The organism is Dyella amyloliquefaciens (genome assembly GCF_004296575.1).
GTDB classification, from domain to species: Bacteria; Pseudomonadota; Gammaproteobacteria; order Xanthomonadales; family Rhodanobacteraceae; genus Dyella; species Dyella amyloliquefaciens.
On sequence record NZ_SAYT01000004.1, the window covers coordinates 53,766 to 72,376 of the forward strand.

The window sequence follows — 18,611 nt, forward strand, 5'->3', positions numbered from 1 at the left end:
GTCGAGTAACGCCGTGTCGCACTTTGCAGCTGTTGAAATGGTTCCTGGCGATCCGATCCTGGGACTTTCCGAGGCCTATGTGGCCGATACCCGCCCGGGCAAGGTCAATCTGGGCGTGGGCATCTATTACGACGAACAGGGCCGCATCCCGCTGCTGCGCGCCGTGCGCGAAGTGGAGCAGGCGCTGGCGCTGGAAGCGAAACCGCGCGGCTACCTGCCGATCGATGGCCTGGCCACCTACAACGTCGCCACCCAGAAGCTGGTGTTCGGCGAAGACTCGCCGCTGCTGGCGGCCGGTCGCGTGGCCACGTCGCAGACCATCGGCGGCAGCGGTGCGCTGCGCATCGGCGCCGACCTGCTCAAGCAGGTGCTGCCCTCCGCGAAGATCGCGATCAGCAATCCCAGCTGGGAGAACCACCGCGTGGTGTTCGGCTCGGCCGGCTTCGAAGTGCTGACCTACGCCTACTACGATGAGGCCACCCATGGCCTGAATTTCGCCGGCATGCTGGCCGACCTGGGCAAGCTGGAGCCGGGTACGGTGGTGCTGCTGCACGCCTGCTGCCACAACCCGACCGGCGCCGATCTCAATGCCGAGCAATGGCAGCAGGTGGTCGAGCTGGTGAAGGAGCGCAAGCTGCTGCCCTTCATCGACATGGCCTATCAGGGCTTTGACGAAGGCATCGACGCCGATGCCACCGCGGTGCGCCTGTTTGCCGCCTCGGGTATCGAGGCGTTCGTGGTCGCCAACTCCTACTCCAAGTCGTTCTCGCTGTACGGCGAGCGCGTGGGTGCGTTGTCGGTGGTCGGCAAGGATCGCGATGAGGCGGCGCGCGTGCAGTCGCTGGTGAAGCGCACCATCCGCTCCAACTACTCCAGCCCGTCCACGCACGGTGGCGCGCTGGTGTCCGGTGTGCTCAACAGCACCGAGCTGAAGGCCATGTGGGAGCAGGAGCTGGCCGAGATGCGCGAGCGCATCCATGCGATGCGTGCCGGCATGGTGGAGAAGCTGGCCGCGGCGGGTGCGCCGCAGTTCGCCTTCATCCAGCAGCAGGCAGGCATGTTCTCCTACTCGGGCCTCAGCAAAGCGCAGGTGGATCGCCTGCGCGAGGAGTACGGCATCTATGCGGTCGGCACCGGGCGCATCTGCGTGGCCGCGCTGAACCGCGCCAACCTCGACACGGTGGTGAATGCCGTCGCCGCGGTCAGCCGCTGAGTTCCTGTCCCCTGTCATCGTCGTTCCCGCGCCCCCGTAAAGGTGCGGGGACCCAGCGACTTTGAGCGTCTCCAACGACACTGGATCCCCGCCTGCGCGGGGATGACGGTCAAGCAACAAACACGGATACCGAATGTTTTTCCGCAATCTCACGCTGTTCCGCTTTTCCCCCGCCGTCGCCGAAGACCTGAACCGCCTGGACGAAGCGCTGGTCGAGCATCGCCTGCGCCCCTGTGGTCCCATGGAAATGGGCACCAAGGGCTTCGTGCCGCCGGTAGGCCGCGGCGAGGAAGCGCCGCTCACCCATGCGGTGAAGGCCTGCACCATGGTCACCGTGGGTAGCGAGGACAAGCTCCTGCCCGGTTCGGTGGTAAACGACGAACTTGCCCGCCGTGTGCAGAAGATCGCCGAAGAAGAAGGCCGCAAGGTCGGCGGTCGTGAACGCAAGCGCCTGAAGGAAGACGTGCTCAACGAGCTGGTGCCGCGCGCCTTCATCCGCAGCTCGCGCATGCGCTCCTACGTGGACAAGAAGCTGGGCTGGCTGGTGCTGGATACGTCCAGCCGCAAGTCGGCCGAAAACGCCCTGACCCAGATCCGCGAGGCCCTGGGCAGCTTCCCGGCGGTGCCGCTGGCGCCCGAGGAAGGCCCGCGCGTGCTGATGACGGACTGGCTGGCTACCGGCAACCTGCCGGCCGGCCTGGCCCTGGGCGATGAGGTGGAGCTGCGCGATCCCGCCAGCGCTACCGGCGCCATCGCCAAGTGCCGCCGCCAGGACCTGGACAGCGAAGAGGTGAAGGAGCACCTGCGCAACGGTAAGCAGGTGTTCCAGCTGGGTCTCACCTTCGATGAGCGCATGAGCTTCGTGCTGGGCGAGGACCTGATCGTCCGCAAGCTGAAGTTCCTGGACGTGGTCACCGATGAGCTGGGCGACAGCCATCCGGATGCCGCCGCCGAGGCCGACGCCACGTTCGCCCTGCTGACCCTCGAGCTCGAGCGCCTGCTGGGCAAGCTCGAGGAGTGGTTCGGCCTGCCCCGTCCCGCCGAGGGCTAAGTCCCCCGTCCCGTCCCTTTCCCGTTGAGACGGGAAAGGGGTGTCGCCCGCCAAACGGTCACCGGGTCGTCTTGCGAAGCCTGCATGCTCCCCCCACATTTGGTGAGGGACACTAGCGGGACTGGACGCCACGTAGTCGTAGTAAGGCGGGGATATGACGCAGCATCTCGAAGGCGATTGGCTGGAACTGGCCACCGCAAGCGGAAGTACGATCCGCGTGCTCAAGGCCGCGCATCCGCGCGCGCGTCGCCTGCGCTTGACGGTGACGCCCAAGGGCGCGCGCGTGTCGTATCCGCACGGCACGCATCCGGCGCAGGTCAGCGCCTTTCTTCGTCACCACGCCGACTGGCTGGAACGCAAGCTCGATGAGTTGCATCTCATCGTCAAGCCGTTGCCGCCGTTGCGCGTTGGCGTGTCGACCGAATTTCCCCTGCGCGGCGAAACCGTGCAGCTCGATTGGGTCGATGGCCCGTATCCGCGCGTGGAAGCGGGCGAGGGCACGCTCACCCTGGTGATCCCGCGCCCGCACACGCGGGCGTTGCCGGTGGCGCGCGGTCTGCTTGCTTCGTATTTCGAGAGCCAGATTCGCCGCGATGTATCGCGCTGGCTCGCCGGTTACGTGCCGATGCTCGGGCTCGCACCCACCGCACTGCGCGTGCGCCCGATGAAAAGCCTGTGGGGCAGCCTCGATACGCGCGATCGCATCAATCTCGATCTCGCCCTGGCACTCGCGCCACCTGCCGCGCTGCGTTACGTGCTCGCACACGAGCTGTGCCATCTCAAGGTGCGCAGCCATGCGCCACGTTTCTGGGCGCAGGTGGAGGGTCTGTTCCCCGAGTGGCGCGAGCAGCGCGATTGGCTGCGCTTGAACGGCGCGTGGCTGAAGACCGAACTGGATCGGTTGATCGCCGACGTGGCTGATTAGCCGGACTGCTCGTCGGCGCGCGTCGTCGCTGAGCATCGTCGCGCGCTGAAGACCCGCACTGTTCGCCGGACCAGCAGGCCAAGACCCAGAAGGATGCCAATCTCGGCCAGCATCCCCGTCGCGACCAGCTTCCACACCAGGGACCCCTGCAGTCGATGCCAGTCGTTGGCGAGGCTGAATCCGATGCCCACAGCGAACGTAGTCAACGGCATGCCGAACAGCATCCATGCCAGTGCAAGCGAAGCAAGCCCCTGCCTGCCGTTGACCACCTTGTCGAAAAGCTCGGTGCGCGCGTGGAGGCTGGCGATGGGGTCGACGGTGTTGATCACTGGCGCTTTCGGCCTGTTTCTGGCCGTGCGCACGCTTGCCTCGAGCACTTCGGCTTCTTGGTGCTCCACCTTTCTCTCTGCCTCGGCGGTGCGTGCCAGCTGCCCGCGCGGATCGTCAACTACCAGCGATACTCCACCGATCCTGATCTCGTGCCCCATGCCGACCTCCCCTCAGTTGCCGACGGTTCGCGGATGATGCGGGATCTTCAGTGCGACAGCGTGAACGAGGTGAGGATGCGCGCCGTCTCTTCCGGCTTCTCCAGGATCGGCATGTGGTTGCAGCCGTTGAGCGTGCTGGTGCTGATGGCCTGGGCGGTCTTCAAGCCGTTGCGCAGACTGTCCAAGGCCGAGATGTCGATGATCTTGTCGTCATGACACCACAGGCCCAGCACCGGCATGCCGAGTCGATCGAGCCGGTTCTGCAGCGACAGGTACTGCGAAGGTTCGCGCAGCTCGTTGAAGGTGCGGTCGATGAAGGCGCGGCTCGCCTGATTGCGCTTGATCAGCACGTCCTCGAAGCGGCCGGGGATATCCAGCGGCTTGGCGAACGCCCACGCAGTCGCCTTGGCGAATTCTTCGCGGTTGTCGAAGACGAAGGGATTCTTGCCGGACAGTGCGAGGCGCGAGAAGTCGTTTTCGTTCGCCTTGAGGCCAAACGAGTCGAGCAGGGCCAGTTCGGCCACGTGCTCGGGATGCTCGGCGGCGTAGACGCCGGCGATGGCGCCGCCCATCGAATGGCCGATCAGCACCACCTTCTGCAGGCCCAGCGTATCGACGAAGCCCTGCAGCCTCGCCACCTGCGCATCGATGTTGTAGCTGGCGCCGTCAACGCGGGTCGACTCACCCCAGCCCGGCAGGTCGGGCGCGATCACGTGGAAATGCGGCGTAAGCAGTTCCATCTGCTTGAGCCACACTTCCTTGCTGGCGGCGAAGCCGTGCAGCAGGACGAGCGTGGGGCCCTGGCCGCCCTCGAAGTAAACCCACTTGGTGTCGCCCACTTGTACCGAGTGGTCCTCGACGTGCGCGGCCATCATCTGGCGCTTGATGTCGGCCTTCATCAGCCACTGCGGCGCGAACAGGTAGGAGCCGCCGAGCACGACGGCGAGCAACAAGGCCGTGAAGCCGAGGAACTTCAGTCGGCGCAGGGCGAGTCGCTGCCACAGGGGGCGCGAGGTGGCGGAGGGCTTGGCGGGTGTATTCGATTTCATGGCGGTGTCGTGGTTCCTGGACGCGACATCGATGGCGACGCGCGCCCCCTTTTGCAAGGAGGCGCGCGCGACGCTTACTTGCTGGCGTTCTTCTTCGCCTTGGCGAACACCGATTCGACCGCCTGTTGCGTCATCGGGTGGTAGCCGCTCTTGGCCTTGGCGTAGACCTGCTCGGCATAGGCGAGGCCTTCCGGCGTCTTCGCGAACGCCTTGTACAGCGGCATGGTGAGGTACAGACGGCCAATGCGCGTCATGTGTTCGGCGGCGGCGTTCCACACATCCTTATCGCCAGCGGCGATGGCGTGGCTGTACCAGCGCATGCCGATCTCGGCGTTGGGCGTGCCGGTGAGGTGCCAGGCAGTGTCGATCTGCTTGATCTTGTCCAGCGGGGTGACGTCCGGCAGGCCGTCGAGGAAGTACATCCACTCCTGCGTGTTCCAGCCCTTCGCGTCGAGCTTGTCGGCGGCCAACGAGCCGGCGAGGAACGAGGCGCGCTCCTTGTCGATCGCGTTGAAGCGCGGCGAATCGGGCAGCGGCGCGTCCTTGGGAACGCCCGGCTCGTACACCCACTGTTGCACTTCGTCCCAGCTCATCTTGCCGGGGTTCTTGTCGAACAGGTTCGCCTTCAGATAGTCCAGCATCTGTTCGGTGGTGATGCTCTGGAACGCGAAGTGCGCGAAGTAGCCCTTCAGGTACGCATCGAAGGTGTCGCGGCCAAAGCGCTGTTCCAGCGTGCGCAGGAACCAGCTGCCCTTGTCATAGGGCACGGCGGAGATGGAATCGTCCGCGCCGATGCCGGGCTTGGGCGCGAGGCGCTGTGCATTCTCCGGGATGGACTTGTCCTTGATGGAATTCTCCAGGCCGCGCGCCGAGATCAGCGCTTCCTCGTCGGCCAGCGCCTTGCCGTACACCGCTTCGGTGATGCGGCCCTGCACGTAGGTGGTGAAGCCTTCGTTGAGCCAGATGTCGCGCCATGCGGCGCTGGTCACCAGGTTGCCGGACCACGAGTGGGCCAGCTCATGCGAAATCACCGAGACCAGGCTCTTGTCGCCCACCAGCAGCGTCGGCGTGGCGAACGTCATGTTCGGGTTTTCCATGCCACCGAACGGGAACGACGGCGGCAGCACCAGCAGGTCGTAACGGCCCCACGCATAGGGTCCGTACAGCGCCTCGGCGGCCTTGATCAGTTTCTCGGTGTCCTCGAATTCCTTCGCCGCCTTGCCCACCACGCTCGGTTCCGCATAGACGGCCGAACGCGGGCCGGTTTCCTTCGCCGCGATGTCGCCCGCGCCGATGGCCAGCAGGTACGACGGAATCGGATGCGGCTGCTCGAACGAGTAGTCGCCGTTGAGCGGATGGTTGGCGTCGTTGATCGCGCTCATCACCACGCGCACATCCTTCGGTGCGGTGACGTGGGCGTTGTAGGTGAAGCGGATCGCCGGCGAATCCTGCAGCGGCACCCACGAGCGTGCATGGATGGATTCCGACTGTGAGAACATGAAGGGCAGCTTCTTGTCGGCCGTCTGTTCCGGCGTCAGCCACTGCAGGCCCGAGGCGGTCGGCACGGTCGAGTAGACGATGCGCACCTGCGAAGGATGCTGCGGCGAGGTGATGGTGAGCTTGCTGCCCAGCTCCTTGTCGCTGGGCGCCAGTGCGTACTTCAGCGCGCTTGCCTTGCCCGCGGCATCGACGCCTTCCACGCTGGCGATCTTCAGGTCGCGCGTATCCAGCACCAGCGCCTGCGCCTTCGGATCCTTCCAGTCCAGCTTCAGCGTGGCCGTGCCATCGAGCTGCTTGTGAGGGAAGTCGATCTTCAGGTCCAGGTCCAGGTGGGTGACGCGCACCTGGTCGGGCTGGGCATAGGAATGGGGATCGGCCGCGAAGGCGCTGAGCGGCAGCACCAGGGCGCCGACGGCGAGGGCGTGGAGAGGACGCATGGGTAAAACTCCATCAGCAGGAGCGCGGAGTATGCCACCGCCCGGCTAGGGCCCGCGGGTGCGGATGGTCACCCCATGGGCGGAGGACAGGGTCGTCCGCCGGCCCGGTCAATGGCTGGAGCTGGCGGGTGCCGGCGCTCCCGATGGCTTCTGCATCGAGCGGACGTAGTCGAAGACGTCCTGTTTGGACACCACGCCACGCTTGGTTTTGTCGATCTCGTCGAAATGCGCGCGGATGAATGGCACCGGGCCCTTCTCGGCCTCTTCCTTGGTCAGCAAGCCGTCATGGTTCTTGTCGGCAATGTCGAAATTCTTGGCGGCAACGTCGACCTGGTTGGCCAGGTAGCCGGCGCCGATCTGGGCCTGGGTTGCAGTGGCCAGCGCAAGGGCGCAGACAGCGAGGAGCGGGCGGACATGGCGCATGGTTCTCTCTCCCTGAACGAGTGCGCGGAGTATCGCACCGGGGATGTGAGCGGATCGTTCGGTACTGCGGCTACCACAAGAGCGATCGCGCACTGGGTGCGCTCCTACATCGAAGCTGCCGTGTAGGAGCGCACCCAGTGCGCGATTCGCCTGGCCTCAGGCGTCAAACATCAACGCGTTGGTCAAATCCCCCGGCGCCGGCCCACCCGCCGCCACCATGGCCTGCTCACGCAGGACCAGGCCGGGCAGCCTCTCCAGTCCGAAGCGTCGCGTCAGGAAGCGTGCGATGGAGCCGGTGTCGTAGATCGTGTGGTCCACGTGGCCCTTCTTCGCAAACGGCGACACCACGAGCGCGGGGATGCGCGAACCCGGTCCCCAGCGATCGCCCTTGGGCGGCGCCACGTGGTCCCACCAGCCGCCATTCTCGTCCACGGTGATGACTACCATCGTGTGTTGCCACGACGGCGACTTCTGCAGGGCATCGATGACGGCCATGATGTGGCGGTCGCCGGCATCCACGTCGGAGTAGCCGGCGTGCATGTTGAGGTCGCCCTGCGGCTTGTAGAAGCTCACCGCCGGCAGTTTGTCGGCGACGATGTCGGCGAGGAAATGATTGGTCTGCGCCGTCTCGCCCACGCCGGCATCGCGCAGGTGCTGCGCGCGTGCCTCGGTGCCCGGTGCGAAGCTCTTGAAGTAGTTCAGCGGCTGGTGGTGGTACTGGAAATTCGGGCGCTGCGGGAACTGCTTCTCGTCGCCATCTCCCTTGCCCTCCAGCGCCAGCTGCCATGCACCGGCATACCAGGCCCAGTCCACGCCGGCCGCGGAAAGCACGTCACCGACGGTCTTGTGTCCCTGCGGTGGCAGCGTATTGGGGCTGTCTTCGTCGGCGAGCAGCGGATCGCGGCCCGACTGCGACGCGCTTGGTGCGTACGGCGGCGACATGGTGTTCACCGCGTGGAAGTCCGGCGTAAGCGAGCTACGGGCAGCGAATTTCGGCCGGCCGTCCATCGCGCTGTGCGGCGAATCCTCGGCGAGCTTCAGGTGGATGTCGGTGGGCTCGCCGCTTTCGGTTACGGCGATGTTGAAGCGCGCCGGGCTCTGGTCGGCCTGGGGGTAATAGGGCGGTTGCGCGGCCACCAGATACTGGTGGTTGAGGAAGGAGCCGCCGAAGGCACCCATGAAGAAGTTGTCGCACAGGGTGTACTGGCGTGCGAGCTGCCACAGGCGCAGGTTAGCCGCGCTGTCGTCGTAGTGACCCATCACCATGGCGCCGGTATCGCCCCAGGCTACGAAGCCATCGTTGCGGCCGCCATTGATCTGCCGCTGGTTCTCGTAGAAGCGATGCACCAGGTCGCGCGTGACCACGCCGTGCGGCAATGGCTCGCCATCGCCGGTACGCAGCGCCCAGGGCGCGTTCGGCAAACCCTTGAGATCGTCCTCCATCACCTGGTAGCTGCGGTGGTTCACCACCTGCTTGTGCGGAGCGAGGCCGTGCCATACCGGCGGCAAGGTCTTCAGCAGCGAACCATCGCGGTCGCGCTGCTGGTACTCGGCCGGCGTAAGCGCGCTCAGCGGCTTCTCGACGCCGGGAAAGTTGGCGAACAGATTGTTGAAGCTGCGGTTCTCGGCGTAGATCACCACCACGCGCTGGATGTGCTTTCGCAGCGCGGCATCCAGCGGCGTGTTGCTGCCCGCAGCGGTTGTGCGTTGGGTGGCGGCCAGGCTCGGCGCGCCACTCACGGCCAGTGCGGCACCGGCCGCCGCGAGGCCGCCCAGCAGGCGGCGTCGCGACGGGTCCTGCGGCTGTTCTTCCGCGTCGATGGAGGGCGGCAGCTCGCTCACGGTGCCGCGTCGTCGTAGAAGCGCGACAGGTCCGCCTTGCTTTGCTGCAGCGACTGCTGATCGATGTAGATCATGTGGCCCGACGGGTAGAAGCCGAACGTGATGTTCTTGCGCTGCGCGGGCTCCAGGCCAAGGTGCGAGAGGTCGAACTCGGTGGCATAGAACGGCGTGGCGAGATCGTAGTAACCGTTGGCCGAGAACACCTTCAGGTGCGGATTGCGACGCATCGCATCGCCCAGGTCGTCACCCACGTAGGTGGCCTGCAGCCAGCCGCCGTTCTTCTTGCGCTTCCAGTCCCAGTTGCGGCCAACGGCGGCGTAATTGTTGGGCAGGTAAGGGCGATCCTCGGTGAACTTCAGTTCGGTTGCGACGTACTGGTTGAACGTCGCTACATACGCGCCGGTGATGGCATCGCTGGCGGTGTCGCCATCGGGCGTTTCGCCGGCGGCATCCGGATCGATGCCCTGGAAACGGCCGTCCAGACGTCCAACGGTCAGGCGCTGGTCGCGCAGCAGCTCCTTGCGGAAACGGCTGGGATCAATGCGCAGGTTCGCTTCCTTGATGTATTGCGGCGACAGGCCGAGGTAGTGGCTCATCTGGTTGGCGACACGGTCGGCTTCGGCAGGATCGATGTTGTCGCCCTTGGCCAGCGCCAGCGTGTATTCACCCGAGGCGAAACGGCGCACTTCGGCGAGGAACGCGCCGATGTCGGCCGGCTTGTTCGGCACCTTGTTGTGGTACCAGGCGATCGCGGCTTCGGTGGGCAGGTTCACGATGTAGCCGTGGTCGATGCCGGGCGCCGCCACGGTGAAGTCGAGGATGGACGACATCAGCACGACGCCGTTGAACTCCATGCCCTTTTCCTGCAGCGACTTCACCAGCACCGCCGAACGCGTGGTGCCGTAGCTTTCGCCGAACAGGAACTTGGGCGAGTTCCAGCGGTTGTTGGCGCTCACCCAGCCGGAGATGAAGCGGGTGAACGCATCGGCGTCCTGGTCCACGCCCCACACGTCCTTGCCTTCGGTCTTGCCCACCAGCTGCGAGTAGCCCGTGCCCGGTGCGTCGATGAATACCAGGTCGCTCTTGTCGAGCAGGCTGTATTCATTGGGCACGAAGCGATAGGGCGCGGGCGGGATCGGCTTGTCGCCGTCATTGGCCACGCGCACCGGACCGTACGAGCCCATGTGCAGCCACATGGAGGAAGAGCCCGGGCCGCCGTTGTAGAAGAACGTCACCGGGCGCTTGCCGCCCTTGCCGCCGTCGGCGGTGTAGGCGACGTAGAAGAAGCTCACCGTCGGCTTGCCCTTGTCGTCGCGGATCAGCATGCGGCCGGCGGTGGCCTGGTAGCTGATGGTGCGGTTGCCGACGCGCACGCTGTGCTTGGTCACCACCGTGCGATCGGCGGGCGTGGGCTGTTCGTCGGACTTGTCGTTCTTGTCCTTGTCGCCCTTGTCCGACTGCGCCTTCGGCGCGTCCTTGGTTTCATCGGCGGCGTGCAGCGGCAGGCTGCCCAGGGCCAGCATCGTGGCGAGGGCGAGCGAGGCGAGTGGCATGTGGCGCATGGAATACATCTCCGGTACGGCAGGAAATCAGGAGTGGTTGGTGTCGTCGTAGTAGCGGGCGAGGTCGCCCTTGAGCTGCTGCAACGCCTCGGTGTTCAGGTAGACCATGTGACCCGAGGGGTAGTACAGGAAGTGCACGTTGCCGCGCAGCGACGGCTCCAGGTTCATGTGCGAGAGGTCGTACTCGGTGATGAAGAATGGCGTGGCGAAGTCGTAGTAGCCGTTCACCGACAGCACCTGCAGGTGCGGATTGGTGCGGATGGCATGCGCAAGGTCGCCGGCCACGTAGGCGGTCTGCAGCGGGCGCTTGATGCCTGCGGCCTGGTGCTTCCAGTCCCAGTCCTTGCCGATGTCGCCGAAAGTGGGGCGATATTCCAGGTCGGAGTGGTACTTCAGCTGGCTGGTGATGTAGTCGTGGAACGCGGTGATGAAGGCACCGCTGATGCCGGTATCGGACGCGTCGTAGCCCGGGACTTCACCGGCGGCATCCTCGTCCACGCCTTCGAAGCGCGCATCGAAGCGGCCGATGGTGCGGCGCTCGTTGCGCAGCAGCTCCTTGCGGAAGCGCGAGGGTTCGATGCGCAGGTTCGCTTCCTTGATGTACTGCGGCGACAGGCCGGTGTAGGCGGCGAGCTGGCGCGCCACGGCGTCGGCTTCGGCGGCCGGCACGTCCTGGCCCTTCGCCAGCGCAGTCGCGTACGGGCCGCGCGCGAAGGCGCGCACCTGGTCGAGGTAGGTCTTGAGGTCGGCCGGCTTGTTGGCGATCCTGTTGTGGTACCACGCGGCAGCGGCGTAGCTGGGCACGTAGCCGATGTACATCTCGTCGTAACCCGGCATGCGCACGCCGTAGTTGAGGATCGAGGACATCAGGATCACGCCATTGATGGCCATGCCCTTGTCCTGCAGCGCATCCACCAGCGCGCCCGAGCGCGTGGTGCCGTAGCTCTCGCCATACAGGAACTTGGGCGAGTTCCAGCGGTTGTTGATGGTCACGTAGCGCTGGATGGCGCGGCTGAAGGCCGACACGTCCTGGTCCACGCCCCAGAAGTCCTTGCCCTCGGCCTTGCCCACCGGGCGCGAGTAGCCGGCGCCCACCGCGTCGATGAAGACGAGGTCGGTCTTGTCCAGCAGGCTGTCGCTGTTGGGCACCAGCTTGTACGGCGCCGGTTCGGTGGCGGCGGGGCTGGCGGTTTCGATGCGCACCGGGCCGAACGAGCCCATGTGCAGCCACATGCTGGAGGAGCCCGGGCCGCCGTTGTACAGGAACGTGACGGGGCGCTTTTCCGACTTGCCGGTGTCCACGGTGTAGGCCACGTAGAACACGCTGGCCTGCGGCTCGCCCTTCTCGTCGCGGATGATCAGGTTGCCGGCCGTCGCGGTATAGGCGACGGAGCGGCCACCGATGCTCACGCTGTGCCTGGTGGTCACCGCGTTTTCGGAGGTGGGTGCCTTGACGTCCTCGTCCTTGCTGGCTGCTTCCTTCTTGTCGGTGGGCGCTTCCTTGGCCAGCAATGAGTAACAGGGCGAAAGGGCAACACTGCCGGCGAGCAGCAGGTACATGAGGCGGCGCATGGGACTTCCCCGAATGGCGACAGGATCGATATAACCGTCAAGGGAGTATGCGTATCGCCGTCACGGGGCGACCGTGACAAAAGTACTGGTTCGACAGGCGATGGTTCGTGCGTCTTTCGTGCGTTTGTGCGCAATAACTGACCAGATTGGGGGCCATATTCCTATCCGGGACGCAGCCTGATGCTACAGTCCCGAGGCGCCACGAAGGCGTTACCGCCAAAATTCAGAAAGGGGAATGACCATGTCACACACACGTCTGCGTAGTGTCGCGCTTGCGGCGTTGCTCATTGCCGGCGCAGCGGGCCCGGCCCTGGCTGCTCAGCCGGCGGCCTCTGGCCTTGGCCAGGCGTGGCCGAACACCACGGATGTGAGCCCGAGCCCGAACTGGCACGCGTATGTCTTCACCATGGGTGGCGTGAAGTACATCCAGGTGAACGATGCCAATGGCAACGTGATCGGCGCCGTGGGTACCTCCAACGGCCAGTTCATCACCCTGCCGATCGGTGCCTTCTCGCAGCTGGTGTCGACCCCGCAGCAGCCCGCTGCCGTGGCCCCGACCGCTCAGCCGACGACTGCTCCGACCACGGTGTACAACGATACGGCCGTGCAGGTCACCGCAACGCCGCAGACGGATGGCACGGTGCAGCTGATGGCGACGTCGGCTGCGTGCGATCCCATCCAGTGCAGCAGCCGCGTCCAGTAATTGATTGAACGGGTTGGACCCTGGCAGCGCTAAGCGCTGCTAGGGCTGCTCGGGGTCATACAGCAGGACACTGATGCAGCGCCCACGGGTAATCAGATGCTCGCGGGCGCGGCCTTCGAAGGTGGCCGCGCGGTCTTCGATGGCTGGCCAGCCCAGGCCGGTGGCCGTACGCAGCACACGTGGCAGCAGTTCGTCCCAGCGCACGTTGTTCAGGCGCCCGGAGTGAGCACGAAGGTTCACTCGCACCACCGTCCAGCGGCGATCGTTGCGATGACCGCAACGCACCTGCACTCGAATGTCGCTGATGTCGCGACGCGTGCAGCCATCCGCAACGGCTTCGCACACCACCCGGTAGATGGCCAGCTGGATCGTCCCTGACAGCAGGCTCACCGGACCGCGCAGGTCGCACCAGTACGACATGCCCGATTCCTCAAGCACGCGGGCAATCGGGCCTTCGCGCAGCACGGCGGGCAGGCCGCGCTCTCGCGTGACCGGGCACAGGCTGTCGGCGAGGCGGTAGAGCTGGTCCTGTGCCACCAGGGCCTGGCGGCGGTAGCTGCGGTCGTCGATGACCGGTGCCACGTTGCGCAGCCGCCCCAGCATCATGTTGTAGACCGAGTGCACCGACTCGCGCACTTGCTCCAGTGCCTGCGAGGTCATGTGCAGCTGCACCTCGCCCATGTGCACGTTGCGTTGCGCCAGCGCCAGCGCCAGGCGCATGTCGGTGCGCTCCTGCTGGGCCTGCTGGTTGAGTGCACCGATGCGTGCACCTGCGATCAGCATGGTGGAGATGATGAAGGCGATGAACACCTGCGCGTTCATCGTGTCGTGGTCGAACATGCGCGGCATCAGCACCACGACCGCCAGGCTCGCCAGCGTGCCGCCTACGGCCGCGCCCTGCCAGCCATAGCGCAGTGTCAGCCACAGTACCGGCAGGAACATCATCATCTGGGCAAGCTGTCGCGTATTGGCGGTCGATGATGCGTTGAGTCCCAGTGCGATCAGGAAAGCCAGCGTGGGGATCAAGACGAAGACGCACTCGAGCGCAAGGCGGCTCTTGATGAAGCGAGTGCCGAGCTCTCTCCAACTGCTCTCCTGCAGCACCTCACGAACCACCAGCACGAAGGGCAGCACAGTGAGGATGCCCACGTAGCTGCCCAGCATCCACTGGCCAGCCAGAAAGCCGTAGTGCAACGGCGGGTAATCAGCGGGAATCTTGGCTATCGACACCAACAGCAGGCTGGCGCCGGTCCTGATGAGCGCAACCAGCAAGGTGCCAAAGAGAAGGACACCCATGTTGATGGTCGTGCGCGAGGGGAAAATGCGCCAATGCTCGCGGCACGCATACACGACGGGCGCAATCCACGCGCTGCACAGGAGCACATTGCAGACCGACCAGGCAAGGCCTAGCTCTTCAAGACAAGTGACGCTGACGTAGCTCAGCGACACCATTTCGCCGATGAACAATGCTGCCCAGTAGCGGTAGGGTGTGAGCAGCAAGGCAGCCATGTGCAGTCCGCCCAGCAGCAGCCAGTGCGAGAAGGACAGTTCCCTTACGAGCGTCACGAGTACGGCGTAGCCCGCGGCTACTGCAATCTGATGTAGCCAAGACGCCGCCCCTGTTCCCTTTTGCATATCCAACCCCCGCTGGATGGAGCGTCCCTTCACGATCGCCGCTCCTGCCGATCGACCTAAATGGAGGGCCCCGAGTCGTCGGCTTGCCCCCAATGCACAGAACATCCTAACCCAATTGGAGCACGGCTACCTGCGCAAGAGGTTGCGCAGCCTGCATCGGCACGGCGGACGGCCCTGGGTCGGCGATCTCCTGCATCGACCAGAGACGCAATAACTGTGCCTCTCGGCAGATGCACATTTTCAATATGTGATGCGTATCACATTGATAGTGTGATGAGCAGCAAGTTCCCTGTGGGCGGCGGTTCAATCATTTAGAAAAACGCGCCCTGCACTCCACATGGTGCGTGTCAACGGACGGTTCTCGTGGGGCGTCTGCAGGACCACCAGGGTGGTGGTGCTGATGCTGGAATGGATCTTCAGCAGCCGGTCGAGCACGGCCTCCAGGTGCGGAATGGACATGGCCACCACGCGCAGCAGGGCGGAGTCCTCGCCGGCGAGGCGGCGGCAGTCCAGCACCTCGGGGATATCCGCCACCAGCGAGCCCACGCGTGCGCAGATGCCGCCGTCGCAGCGCAGGCGGATCATGGCGTCGATCTCGTAGCCCAGCTTGCGCGGGTTGATCACCGCCCGGTAACCGGTAATCACGCCGGCTTCCTCCAGGCGCTTCACGCGTTCGGCCACGGCCGGCGCGGACAGCTTCACCTTGCGCCCCAGCTCGGCGTAGCCCAGGCGGGCATCCTGCTGCAGAGCCTCCAGCAGCAGCCAGTCCGTGGTGTCCCAAATCGGTTTCGATTCAAAGGTGGCAGCGTTCATGGACATTTCGATCGTTGGCGAAACAACGCCATCGTACGCTGATCCATCATTCATGCGCACCACGATCGGACTTACGATGCGCACGTTTCCTCCCATCGGAACTCCCCATGCAAACCCCGGAACGCCTGGACGGGCGTGCCCTCACCTATATCGGCATCGCCCTGCTTACCTGGTCGTCGGCCTACGCTGCGATCGCCTATACCCTGGCCTCCTTCACCCCGGGTGAAGTGGCGCTGGCGCGCCTGGCCATCGGTTCCCTGTGCTTTGCCGTGTTGTTGGCGGTGAAGCGGGTGCCCTTGCCGGCCCGGCGGGACTGGCCACAACTGGCCCTGTTGGGCGTGATTGGCCTCAGCGTGTACCACCTGTGCCTCAACACGGCAGAAACCCGCGTCGCCAGCGGTACGGCGGCCATCATCATTTCCCTGGTGCCGGCCACCACGGCGGCGCTGTCGGCGATCTGGCTGCGGGAGCGGCTGTCGCCGCGCACGCTGACCGGCCTGGGCGTCGCCCTCGTCGGCGTGGTGATGGTGGTGCTCACCAGCGGCAAGGACGTGAAGATCGAACCGATGGCGGCCCTGGTGCTGGTCAGCGTGCTGGCATCGGCCATCTTCTTCGTGGGGCAGAAGCCGTTCTTCACCCGCAACAGCATGATCGGGGTCACCGCCTTCACTTTCTTCGCCGGCACGCTGGGCACGCTGCCGTTCGGGCTGGGGTTGCCGCATGCGCTCGCGAACGCACCGGCATCGCATATCGGCGCGCTGCTGTGGCTGGGTATCGCACCCACCTTCATCGGCTACATCGCGTGGAATGCGGCCCTGCATCGAGCCTCGGCCTCGCAGGTCAGTAGCTTCATCTACTTCTCGCCGCCGATTGCGGTGCTGATCGGATGGGTGTGGCTCGGCGAGCGCCCGACCCTGCTGACCTTGTTCGGTGGCGTGATCACCGTTGCTGGCGTGGTGCTGGCCAATGCGCGTCGCCGCCCGGCACCAGCGACGCAGGTCGCCTGCACCGCGGCCAAGCAAAACTGACGCGATGACGCCCATTCATCTGGTCGATCTCGCTCGTGAATTGCCGAAAGTCTGGTCCTCCCGCGTGCTCGCGCAGTTCGGCGACGCGCGACTGAAGGTCTTGCGCATGGACGATGCCGCTTATCCGGAGGAAAGCCACGACTACGCCGAAGGCCTGTTGGTGCTCGACGGCGGGATGCGGCTGAGACTGGATGGCCAGGTGATGTGCGTCGGCGCGGGCCAGCTCTGCGTGGTGCCGCCGGGCGTGCCGCACAGTGTGGAGCACGGCAGTCGGGGTACGCTGCTGATCCTCGATACCTGACCTGCGGGAGATGCGCCGTGCCCACGCTCTACATCGCCAACAAGAACTATTCGTCGTGGTCGTTGCGTCCCTGGGTGTTGATGAGCGAACTGGGCATCCCCTTCGAGGAAAAGCTGGCGCCGTTCGGTCTGGGTTCGAACTGGAATGCATTTCGGCATTTCTCACCCAGCGGTCGAGTGCCGTGCCTGCACGATGACGATGCGGTGGTGTGGGACTCGCTGGCCATTGCCGAATACCTGGCCGAGAACCATCCAGCCGTCTGGCCGTCCGATCGAGTGGCACGTGCCTGGGCTCGTTGTGCGGCCGCGGAGATGCATTCGGGTTTTGCGGCGTTGCGCAGCCAGTGTGGCATGGTCTGCGGCATCCGGGTTCGCCTGCATGACATGGGGCCCGCGCTGCAGGCGGACATCGCGCGTATCGGTGAGCTCTGGCTGGAAGGATTGGATCGTTTCGGCGGTCCGTTCCTGGCGGGCAGGGCATTCACCGCCGTCGATGCCTTCTTCGCCCCCGTCGCGTTTCGCGTACAGACGTACGGTCTCGTCCTGCCCGCTCCGGCAGCCGAGTACGTGCAGCGCCTGCTTGCGATGCCGTCGATGCGCCGCTGGTATGACGCTGCGCTCAAGGAAAACTGGCGCGACGAGGAGCATGAGCAGGAGGTCGTGCGCTACGGCGAGATCGTGGAAGACCTGCGCACGACGTGATCAGGCAGCGCGGAGCGTCGTCCTTTCCTGGCGACGCGCCTGCCAGCGGCCCAGCGCCACCAGGACCAGTCCCACCGCGATGAACGCCATCAGCACCACGATGGCGTCGACTAGCACGACCGCGTAGCCGAGCTCCTTCACGTCGAGGAACGGATAGGGATACCACCCGTCCACCGCGCCGCGCAGCAGCACATAGAAGAAATAGCCCGCCGGATAGCTCTGCCACACCAGCACCTGAGACCAGCGCAGCGCCTGCTTGGGCACGGCCAGCCACCAGTACAGCAGGTAGAGCGGCGGCATGATGTCGTGCACGATCAGGTCCGCCAGCAGCAGGCCGCCGGTGGGATGCCATAGCTGGCGCAGCATCAGGTTGTAGATCAGGCTCACGATGGTGATGCTCATCGCGATCGCCGTCTGCACGCCCGGGCGCAGGAAGAAGCGCACCACCGGGCCATGCCCCGGCCCGAGCGCGGCGGCGGCCAGCGCCTTGGCCACCAGCATGTTGGTGAGGATCGTGTAGAAGCCCAGGTACAGCCACACGCCGGCCAGCGCGCCTTCACCCTTCGCCTGCGTGATCTGGATCGAGTACCACAGCTGCAGCACAAGGCCGAACCAACCGAGCAACGAACCGACGGCAGCGAGTGAGCGATAGCGGGGCATCGATGTCTCCAGGTGCGCTCAGGATTCTACCGGCACCACCTGCAGGCGCAGCGCCTTGCGGCGACCGAAGGCGGCGTACGCTCGTACCAGCACGGGAATGCTCAGCAGCAGGAAATTGTTCCAACCCGGTGCGCACCACGCGCCGACCAACGAGATCGCCGCGGCGGTCGGCAGGCCCAGCGAACGCCAGCGCGTGGCGGCAATGTCCTCGGACGAAATGCCTGGCTTGATATAGGGCGCGCGCAGGGCTTGCGCGAAAAGCAGGCGTTGCAGCAGTCCAGCAACCAGCAAGGTGCAGGCGTAGAACAGCTCGGGCACGCGGGCCATGGGATTCGAGCTCATCAGCGCCGTGGCGAAGGGCATGAACGCCACCGTCATCAGCAGAAGCATGTTCGGCCACATGATGGTGGGGCTGTAGTCGACCAGCATGCCGAACACGCGGTGATGCGCGACCCACAAGGCGCCAATCACCAGGAAGCTCAGCACGAAACCCATGAAGCTCGGCTGCAGCATATGCAGCGCCTGCCAGTAGGCCTGGTCGTCCCGCGTCTCGAGATGCGGCACGTGCACCTCGATGATCAACAAGGTAATCGCAATGGCGAATACGGCGTCGGAGAAAAACGTCAGACGTTCGAGTTGCGAAGCGTTCGTGCTCATCGTGCTCCCTGCGGCGCGGCGGCGGTGGATAAAAGACAGACTGGAGCCACT

General features: G+C 65.2%; 18 protein-coding genes. 7 read left to right on the plus strand and 11 right to left on the minus strand.

Features of this window, described 5'->3' with window-relative positions:
* The first annotated feature begins 13 nt into the window (after window positions 1-13).
* The 3 genes from EPB08_RS10585 (at window position 14) to EPB08_RS10595 (ending at window position 3,189) form a co-directional block, all read left to right on the plus strand.
* Window positions 14-1,213, plus strand: coding sequence for an amino acid aminotransferase (locus EPB08_RS10585; protein ID WP_130619312.1), 1,200 nt, complete (start codon window positions 14-16; stop codon window positions 1,211-1,213).
* A 133-nt stretch (window positions 1,214-1,346) separates the two neighbouring features.
* The gene (locus EPB08_RS10590; protein ID WP_130619070.1) at window positions 1,347-2,264 is read left to right on the plus strand and encodes a recombination-associated protein RdgC; all 918 of its coding nucleotides are present in this window, start codon (window positions 1,347-1,349) and stop codon (window positions 2,262-2,264) included.
* A 154-nt stretch (window positions 2,265-2,418) separates the two neighbouring features.
* Window positions 2,419-3,189 carry a M48 family metallopeptidase gene (locus tag EPB08_RS10595; RefSeq protein WP_130619071.1) on the plus strand — a complete coding sequence of 257 codons (771 nt, stop codon included), beginning with the start codon at window positions 2,419-2,421 and terminating at the stop codon, window positions 3,187-3,189.
* Here the strand turns inward: EPB08_RS10595 and EPB08_RS10600 are convergent.
* The 7 genes from EPB08_RS10600 to EPB08_RS10630 form a co-directional block, all read right to left on the minus strand.
* Window positions 3,186-3,677 carry a hypothetical protein gene (locus EPB08_RS10600; protein WP_130619072.1) on the minus strand — a complete coding sequence of 164 codons (492 nt, stop codon included), beginning with the start codon at window positions 3,675-3,677 and terminating at the stop codon, window positions 3,186-3,188. The genes EPB08_RS10595 and EPB08_RS10600 overlap by 4 nt on opposite strands.
* Before the next feature lie 47 nt (window positions 3,678-3,724).
* A complete protein-coding gene (locus EPB08_RS10605; RefSeq protein WP_130619073.1) occupies window positions 3,725-4,726 on the minus strand; it encodes an alpha/beta fold hydrolase in 1,002 nt (333 codons plus the stop codon).
* 74 nt (window positions 4,727-4,800) lie between these two features.
* Window positions 4,801-6,663 carry a M1 family metallopeptidase gene (locus EPB08_RS10610; RefSeq protein WP_130619074.1) on the minus strand — a complete coding sequence of 621 codons (1,863 nt, stop codon included), beginning with the start codon at window positions 6,661-6,663 and terminating at the stop codon, window positions 4,801-4,803.
* Window positions 6,664-6,771: 108 nt separating this feature from the next.
* Window positions 6,772-7,086, minus strand: coding sequence for an EF-hand domain-containing protein (locus EPB08_RS10615; protein ID WP_130619075.1), 315 nt, complete (start codon window positions 7,084-7,086; stop codon window positions 6,772-6,774).
* Window positions 7,087-7,242: 156 nt separating this feature from the next.
* Complete coding sequence (gene acpA / locus EPB08_RS10620) at window positions 7,243-8,928, minus strand: acid phosphatase (protein ID WP_130619076.1); 1,686 nt, start codon at window positions 8,926-8,928, stop codon at window positions 7,243-7,245.
* The gene (locus tag EPB08_RS10625; RefSeq protein ID WP_130619077.1) at window positions 8,925-10,490 is read right to left on the minus strand and encodes a S10 family peptidase; all 1,566 of its coding nucleotides are present in this window, start codon (window positions 10,488-10,490) and stop codon (window positions 8,925-8,927) included. Before EPB08_RS10625 ends, acpA begins: the two co-directional genes overlap by 4 nt.
* Window positions 10,491-10,517: 27 nt before the next feature.
* Window positions 10,518-12,062 carry a S10 family peptidase gene (locus tag EPB08_RS10630; protein ID WP_130619078.1) on the minus strand — a complete coding sequence of 515 codons (1,545 nt, stop codon included), beginning with the start codon at window positions 12,060-12,062 and terminating at the stop codon, window positions 10,518-10,520.
* A 241-nt stretch (window positions 12,063-12,303) separates the two neighbouring features.
* Between EPB08_RS10630 and EPB08_RS10635 the strand changes: the two genes are divergently transcribed.
* Window positions 12,304-12,765: a hypothetical protein gene (locus EPB08_RS10635; RefSeq protein ID WP_229238302.1), complete on the plus strand. Its 462-nt coding sequence runs from the start codon at window positions 12,304-12,306 to the stop codon at window positions 12,763-12,765.
* Between the two features lie 39 nt (window positions 12,766-12,804).
* On the opposite strand, the gene EPB08_RS10640 is transcribed toward EPB08_RS10635, so the two are convergent.
* Window positions 12,805-14,400 (minus strand): MASE1 domain-containing sensor histidine kinase, encoded by a 1,596-nt coding sequence (locus EPB08_RS10640; protein WP_130619079.1) that lies wholly within the window; start codon window positions 14,398-14,400, stop codon window positions 12,805-12,807.
* A gap of 303 nt (window positions 14,401-14,703) precedes the next feature.
* Complete coding sequence (locus tag EPB08_RS10645; RefSeq protein WP_130619080.1) at window positions 14,704-15,213, minus strand: Lrp/AsnC family transcriptional regulator; 510 nt, start codon at window positions 15,211-15,213, stop codon at window positions 14,704-14,706.
* 107 nt (window positions 15,214-15,320) lie between these two features.
* Here EPB08_RS10645 and EPB08_RS10650 point away from each other — a divergent pair, with 107 nt between their 5' ends.
* From EPB08_RS10650 to EPB08_RS10660, 3 genes are read left to right on the plus strand one after another with little or no spacing between them, the layout of a single operon-like run.
* Window positions 15,321-16,241, plus strand: a complete 921-nt coding sequence (locus EPB08_RS10650; RefSeq protein ID WP_130619081.1) for a DMT family transporter — start codon at window positions 15,321-15,323, stop codon at window positions 16,239-16,241.
* Window positions 16,242-16,245: 4 nt separating this feature from the next.
* Window positions 16,246-16,542 carry a cupin domain-containing protein gene (locus tag EPB08_RS10655; RefSeq protein WP_130619082.1) on the plus strand — a complete coding sequence of 99 codons (297 nt, stop codon included), beginning with the start codon at window positions 16,246-16,248 and terminating at the stop codon, window positions 16,540-16,542.
* A 17-nt stretch (window positions 16,543-16,559) separates the two neighbouring features.
* A complete protein-coding gene (locus EPB08_RS10660) occupies window positions 16,560-17,243 on the plus strand; it encodes a glutathione S-transferase family protein (RefSeq protein WP_130619083.1) in 684 nt (227 codons plus the stop codon).
* Here EPB08_RS10660 and EPB08_RS10665 read toward each other — a convergent pair whose 3' ends face one another.
* Complete coding sequence (locus EPB08_RS10665; RefSeq protein WP_130619084.1) at window positions 17,244-17,903, minus strand: Pr6Pr family membrane protein; 660 nt, start codon at window positions 17,901-17,903, stop codon at window positions 17,244-17,246.
* Window positions 17,904-17,921: 18 nt separating this feature from the next.
* Entirely contained in the window at window positions 17,922-18,560 is a 639-nt protein-coding gene (locus EPB08_RS10670) for a TMEM175 family protein (protein ID WP_130619085.1), read from the minus strand.
* Between the last annotated feature and the right edge of the window lie 51 nt (window positions 18,561-18,611).

Excerpts from the sequence above, each read along its gene's own strand:
- EPB08_RS10640 (WP_130619079.1), bottom strand. The coding sequence starts at position 14,400 with ATGCAAAAGGGAACAGGGGCGGCGTCTTGGCTACATCAGATTGCAGTA.
- EPB08_RS10610 (WP_130619074.1), bottom strand. The coding sequence starts at position 6,663 with ATGCGTCCTCTCCACGCCCTCGCCGTCGGCGCCCTGGTGCTGCCGCTC.
- EPB08_RS10600 (WP_130619072.1), bottom strand. The coding sequence starts at position 3,677 with ATGGGGCACGAGATCAGGATCGGTGGAGTATCGCTGGTAGTTGACGAT.
- EPB08_RS10625 (WP_130619077.1), bottom strand. The coding sequence starts at position 10,490 with ATGCGCCACATGCCACTCGCCTCGCTCGCCCTCGCCACGATGCTGGCC.
- EPB08_RS10630 (WP_130619078.1), bottom strand. The coding sequence starts at position 12,062 with ATGCGCCGCCTCATGTACCTGCTGCTCGCCGGCAGTGTTGCCCTTTCG.
- EPB08_RS10635 (WP_229238302.1), top strand. The coding sequence starts at position 12,304 with ATGTCACACACACGTCTGCGTAGTGTCGCGCTTGCGGCGTTGCTCATT.
- EPB08_RS10665 (WP_130619084.1), bottom strand. The coding sequence starts at position 17,903 with ATGCCCCGCTATCGCTCACTCGCTGCCGTCGGTTCGTTGCTCGGTTGG.
- EPB08_RS10615 (WP_130619075.1), bottom strand. The coding sequence starts at position 7,086 with ATGCGCCATGTCCGCCCGCTCCTCGCTGTCTGCGCCCTTGCGCTGGCC.
- EPB08_RS10605 (WP_130619073.1), bottom strand. The coding sequence starts at position 4,726 with ATGAAATCGAATACACCCGCCAAGCCCTCCGCCACCTCGCGCCCCCTG.
- EPB08_RS10590 (WP_130619070.1), top strand. The coding sequence starts at position 1,347 with ATGTTTTTCCGCAATCTCACGCTGTTCCGCTTTTCCCCCGCCGTCGCC.
- EPB08_RS10670 (WP_130619085.1), bottom strand. The coding sequence starts at position 18,560 with ATGAGCACGAACGCTTCGCAACTCGAACGTCTGACGTTTTTCTCCGAC.
- EPB08_RS10655 (WP_130619082.1), top strand. The coding sequence starts at position 16,246 with ATGACGCCCATTCATCTGGTCGATCTCGCTCGTGAATTGCCGAAAGTC.
- EPB08_RS10595 (WP_130619071.1), top strand. The coding sequence starts at position 2,419 with ATGACGCAGCATCTCGAAGGCGATTGGCTGGAACTGGCCACCGCAAGC.
- EPB08_RS10645 (WP_130619080.1), bottom strand. The coding sequence starts at position 15,213 with ATGAACGCTGCCACCTTTGAATCGAAACCGATTTGGGACACCACGGAC.
- EPB08_RS10650 (WP_130619081.1), top strand. The coding sequence starts at position 15,321 with ATGCAAACCCCGGAACGCCTGGACGGGCGTGCCCTCACCTATATCGGC.